This window comes from Clostridium akagii DSM 12554, assembly GCF_000686725.1.
Taxonomy (GTDB): domain Bacteria; phylum Bacillota; class Clostridia; order Clostridiales; family Clostridiaceae; genus Clostridium_I; species Clostridium_I akagii.
In genome coordinates this window covers 1-5,556 of sequence record NZ_JMLK01000050.1, presented here as the reverse complement: position 1 = coordinate 5,556, position 5,556 = coordinate 1, and the positions used below count along the sequence as shown (strand labels likewise).

6 protein-coding genes are annotated in these 5,556 nt (G+C 30.3%); all 6 read right to left on the bottom strand.

Going from position 1 to position 5,556, the window contains the following annotated elements; genetic code table 11:
- The coding region (locus tag BR66_RS26040; RefSeq protein ID WP_242841170.1) for an Ig-like domain-containing protein at window positions 1-2,384 on the bottom strand (2,384 nt) is incomplete at its 3' end.
- Window positions 2,385-2,397: 13 nt separating this feature from the next.
- Window positions 2,398-3,288 (bottom strand): hypothetical protein, encoded by an 891-nt coding sequence (locus BR66_RS0115570; RefSeq protein ID WP_156946307.1) that lies wholly within the window; start codon window positions 3,286-3,288, stop codon window positions 2,398-2,400.
- A gap of 216 nt (window positions 3,289-3,504) precedes the next feature.
- Window positions 3,505-4,158 (bottom strand): CpaB family protein, encoded by a 654-nt coding sequence (locus tag BR66_RS0115565; protein ID WP_026883718.1) that lies wholly within the window; start codon window positions 4,156-4,158, stop codon window positions 3,505-3,507.
- A gap of 13 nt (window positions 4,159-4,171) precedes the next feature.
- Window positions 4,172-4,759: a hypothetical protein gene (locus BR66_RS0115560; RefSeq protein ID WP_026883717.1), complete on the bottom strand. Its 588-nt coding sequence runs from the start codon at window positions 4,757-4,759 to the stop codon at window positions 4,172-4,174.
- A 20-nt stretch (window positions 4,760-4,779) separates the two neighbouring features.
- On the bottom strand, window positions 4,780-5,220 hold the full coding sequence (locus BR66_RS0115555) for a DUF4320 family protein (protein WP_026883716.1): 441 nt from the start codon (window positions 5,218-5,220) through the stop codon (window positions 4,780-4,782).
- A gap of 19 nt (window positions 5,221-5,239) precedes the next feature.
- Window positions 5,240-5,494, bottom strand: a complete 255-nt coding sequence (locus BR66_RS0115550) for a hypothetical protein (RefSeq protein ID WP_026883715.1) — start codon at window positions 5,492-5,494, stop codon at window positions 5,240-5,242.
- Window positions 5,495-5,556 lie beyond the last annotated feature (62 nt).

The following is a 5,556-nucleotide window of genomic DNA, read 5'->3' as shown; positions in this document are numbered from 1 at the left end:
GTGTTTGATGTTGACCATGCATAGTAAATATGATTTACTCCACTTCCTGAATCTGTAGCCGTTAAGCCTACGGATACATTACTATTTGTCCAAGGTTTACTAGTAGGATTTACAGTAACCGTAGGTGCTATTCTATCAATATAGTAAGTACCACTATCAATTTCCTTTTCATTTCCTGCATTATCATATACCTGTGCTTGTATTTTAAATGTATTATTATTATTAGATGCTGTAATAAGATTTATACTTCCTGATAAATTACCTAGCAACCATCCTGTCCATGTAGCTCCATTGTCGTTTGACACCCTATATAACCAATTTGATACTCCACTACCTCCAATATCACTTGGACTAAAAGTAACAGCTAAATTACCGTTATTTGACCAACTCTGTGCATTTGGGGAATAACTTCCACTTGGGTTATCTAAGTCAACGTAATATGCACCACTACAGTAATATTTATACCCTCCTAAATTATCCATAGCTTCTGCATGTATATAATAAATACCACTTGAACTAAAAGCAATATTTTGAGTATTATTTGATGCATTTTGCCAGGTAGAAGGTTCGCTTGTACTATTTGTAACTTGATAATGTTTATAATTAAATCCAGTTCCACTATTATCAGTAAAAGTTATAGTTGGACTTATATTATTAGTCCAACCTGAACTATTTGGACTAATAGATATATTGGGTGGATTCTTAATATATACATTTTGATAATACCAATCAGATTGAAGTCCACTTCTATCATTTGTAACCTGTTCTCTAAAAATATAATTACCTGAATTTAAACCACTTAAAGTATAATTAGTCTTTACTATTTTAACTTTAAGTGCCAATATCGGTAATCCTTGACCTTCCGTTCCTATAACTTGCCCATCACTAACCCAATCCTGCCATCCTATATCCTGAACATATGCTTGATAGTATACATGAACATTCGATGGTGCATTATTAAGTTGAATTTTTAATGCTTCTATTCTTAATCCTTGCCCAACCGTTCCTGCAATTTGTCCATCATTAACCCAATCCTGCCATCCTATATTTTGAACATGTGCTTGATATTGTATACTCATGCCAGGAATATCATTATTAGCTAGAGATAGTTTAACAGCTTCTAAGTGTACATCATCACTATTAGAAGGATTACCTACCATGTTTCCATCAGAAGATGAATTTGTCCAACCCACATTTGAAAGTTGAGAAGTATATTGTATCCCTGTTGATGATTTTATAGCATTTAAGCTATTCCAACTACTACCTCCATCATTACTATATTGCAAATTATTAGATGCAATAATATCCGTATTATCATTTGATTTTGACGTATCACTAATATTTAAAGTAGTACCAATCGTTGATGGATTTGGTGATACTGAAAATTTTGCAATTGGTTTTGCATTTGGTAATAATGCGCCTGAATAAACGCCCTTATATTTACGTGTATCTTGTGTAGTAGTAGACCCTGTGTACCTTCCATTAAAATAGTGGTCAGCAGTTTCATATTCTCGACCATTTACACAATTTCCTGAACCAATCCAAGCATCATCAGGATATGAATCTCCTCCTCTTGGCATATCAGGTGTTGCGTATTGAGTATAATGACTTCCTTTTTCAACTACGTCAACTGCATTTGCCGTAAATGTATACCCATTCACCGTCACCTGTTTAGTTGATGCAATCCAACCAGGCTGTCTATCAAGATTCATTGTATAATTATTACCATTCCACACACAGTAATCAATAACTATAAACTCGAAATCCCCACTATCATAACTTATGGTTTTAGATGCTTCTCCGCTAGAAACCTCTGTAGATTGAAGTTTCAAAGTTCCTTCATTAGTACCATCATTATAATATATTGATGCAGGTATATCACTTGTACTAGAATATTCTGTCCCCCCCTCTACATTGTTTTTATATGAAATATTTTTATATAAAGTCATGCTTTCAGACGTTACAGAATTATCGTTACCAATACTTGTAACTATTAACGTATATGTGCCAGTATCCAATGATGAAATATCTAAATTACAACTATATCCGCTATTAGAACCTCCTGTATAACCAGGATAAACATTATTTACATCAGTTCTTAATTGTCCAATATTTGCATCTTCATTAATATTACTTGTTAGATAAACTTTAACTTCTTTTACACCACTAGAATTTAAAGACCAACCTGAAACAGTTAAATTGCTTCCTTCCAACGAGGTATTATCCTTTGGAGTATCTATACATATCTTAGAAGGCAAACTATCTGCTTTTGCTTGCTTATCTGTAAATAAATATAATGTAATCATTAATGAAAATGACATTATTAATACAATAAAAAAGCAAAAACGCATTACGCTTTTCATCTTTAATAGATGAATTTTCAATTAACCTCACCCCTTATTGTGGAGTAGTAATAAAATTAACACTAATCGTTGTAATTGTAACAGTATTATCAGCATTTCTATATGCATAAACATCATCAAATTGACCTACATCAAATTGATTTTTAGCAATAGCTGTAGCACTTTCACTTCCTGATACATTAAATTTATTACAACGAACATTATAAGTCTCAATTTTACAATTTCCCCCACTTGCATACTTATTTATATTTTTTGAATCTTCAACCCAATTCATGCTAGATATTTGACTAATTGCTTCACTACTGGTTTTTTGATTAAGAGCAACTTGTTGGGCGATATTAATAAAAGTATTCTTTTGTACTCCAGTATAACTTTCAGTTCCTGATACAATTAAGTATTGCAATTGACTTGTTAAATTTGAATCAATTCCGACTTGTACAGGCTTTGGTGTTGGTATTGGTGTTGGTGTTGGTGTTGGTGTTGGCGTTGGTTTCGGTGTTGGCTTCGGTATTGACTTTGGTGTTGTTACCGTTGTTGGTGATGATTGAGTTGATTTATTACTCTGTTGTCCATTATTGGAGGTATTTGAAGTCTGCACTTTATTACTTTCTTTTTCTGCTGTGCTATTTGCTGTGCCTGTAGTTGTTGCATTTGTCACACTATTAGAGCTATTATCTACATTTGCTGTAGAAGTATTGTCTGTAGCATTTGTTATGTTACTAACTTCATTACTCTTTTTAGATTTCTTTGGTTTTTGATTATTCAAACTAGATGTAGTAACTACTTTACTACTATCGAAATGATGAATAGTAGCGACAGTAGCTACCGCTCCAGTACCCACAACCATTACAGCTACCGTACCTGCTATAATTTTTGCCTTCATTGAAGATTTGATTAAGTTCATTAGAATATTAATTTTATTCATAATTGCACATCCTTTCAATTTGTGTCCCCTGGGGACATTTCTATTTTAACCTTAAAATAATTGTAACACAATCTGTAACACACGTCAATGTATAAATAATTTTATGTTAGTTTCATATTCCCTGGGACATTATGCAATCTTATATTTTTAAAAATATCCTATATAAAAATTAAAATAATATACAATTAAAAAATTTAATTGTATATTATTTATGATTTAGTTATTATTAGGTACTTCTGCGAATTTGAATTTTCCTTTGTATTGGTCTTGAGTTATATTTATTATATTTCCTGTAGTGCTTTGAAATAAAATTGCTGTTGCTAATTTATTTTTGTCAGAATCATTTATCAATGCTCCATTTTCATCTATTGCACCGACTACAATGGCATTTGGCATTTCTACTTTTGTATTTGCAATTTTACTTTCAGCTCCATTGTCAATTTGTGTAAATAATATATCTACTTTATCTCCCTTTCTGAATGTTAGCGAAAAAGGGTCATCAATATAACTTACAGGTATTGAAAATTTTCTCGTAGTCGAATCTGCTATATATACACTATTATCGCTTTTATCAACAAGTCTGTTTTTATTTATATCTTCCCCTTTATAAATTGGTTCTTTAACAATCATATTGGAAGTATCATTTAAACTTTTCACATAGTTTAAAGAATCAGAAGTCATATCAATATTCGTTGGTTCGCAATTAGAGCTATTGATTTTATCACCAATTTTCAAGGTTTTTGTAGCCTTATAAACTTGTATTTGTGGTTTTATATTAACTGCTTTTCTTTGAATAAAAATAGACAAACCCATTAAAATTATTGCAAGTACCGCAGTTACTACCCCAACTCTAACTTTATAATTTTTCAATATTTATTCCCCCCTATTTATTAACAGCATCTGTAAAGCTTGTTAATACGTTCTGATAAGAATATCCACGTATTAAGGCTATTGTGAATCCAACTTGCGTATAAACAGATGTGTTTATTACTTGTCTATTACTTGGAGTATATACATCATTAGAATAGTTATTTTCAACTTTAGTTAAAACAAATGTTTTACTGCTATCAGTATATGTATATACTGACAAGTTACCATTTCGCAATGAATATATTACAATCCTATTTATCGTAAATGGTTTACTAATAAGACTATTACTTTGAACTGGACTTAAATTATCATCTAAATTAAGATTTTTCTCTAAATATTGTTTAAATGTATTAAAACAATTATTTAAATCTGTATCATCAAATGCTATTTGTCCACTTTTCCCAAGCTCTTGTTTTGAAATATATTTGTATACTGCTAGATTTGAAAAATCTGATTTTGTTTTAAATTTAAAGGCAGTCGATACTAAGACATTTCTATAAACTATCATAGATATCATAATGTAGATAAAAAATATTACAAAGAGAGTGAGTAAAAATATATGTACACTCCCTTCTTTTTTTTTAGTTTTAAATTTAATCATAAACTCACCATTAATCACCTTTAGTTTTTTGACGTTGTTTCAATACTTGCTGATATAACCTCACTTTTTTTATCACCCGCAGCTATTGAAAAACCTACAACTTTTGGAGAATTATAAGTATATTCATAACTAATCGTTAGTTTTAAATCAGTTCCAAAAGTTGTAGCTTCCTGAATACCTGAATTAGCATTTTGATTACAAGTAATTGTTGCTTTTGAAGGGTCTAATCCTACAGCTTGAATACGTTGTTTAATCAATTGAGTAGTTTCATTTGTTAACCCTCCGTCAGCTTCAATTCTAAGTCCTGCACTTCTTACTACTTCTTGTAATTCATTGTATTCTCCTAATTTATTAAAAGGTTGAATAGCAAAATATACTAATGTCATTATAAAAAAGAAGGCTATTAAAGTAGCAATTAAAACATTTATATCTCCATCTTTTTTTAGCCTTACATTTTTCATCTGAAACCTCCTTCAAATATTAAGCAAAGTATCCCATTACTTTATTTATAACATTAGTAATACCTGTCATAACAGTATTCCAGAGCGTATTATAGTTATATCCGCTTGCAATCGTTGCGATTAGTACCATTACAATTACAACTATAAATATTCCTACTATATGCGTAATATCTCCATCTTCCTTCTTGACAAATAATTTTTTCATTTTATTATCCTTTCCCATTCCTATAAATTTAAAATCTACCTTACATACATCATTTTGTAATTTTTTCATTGTTATTTCCTCCTCAAATTTAAATAAATTTATTTTAATTAATATTAGTAAGCTATTTTAAT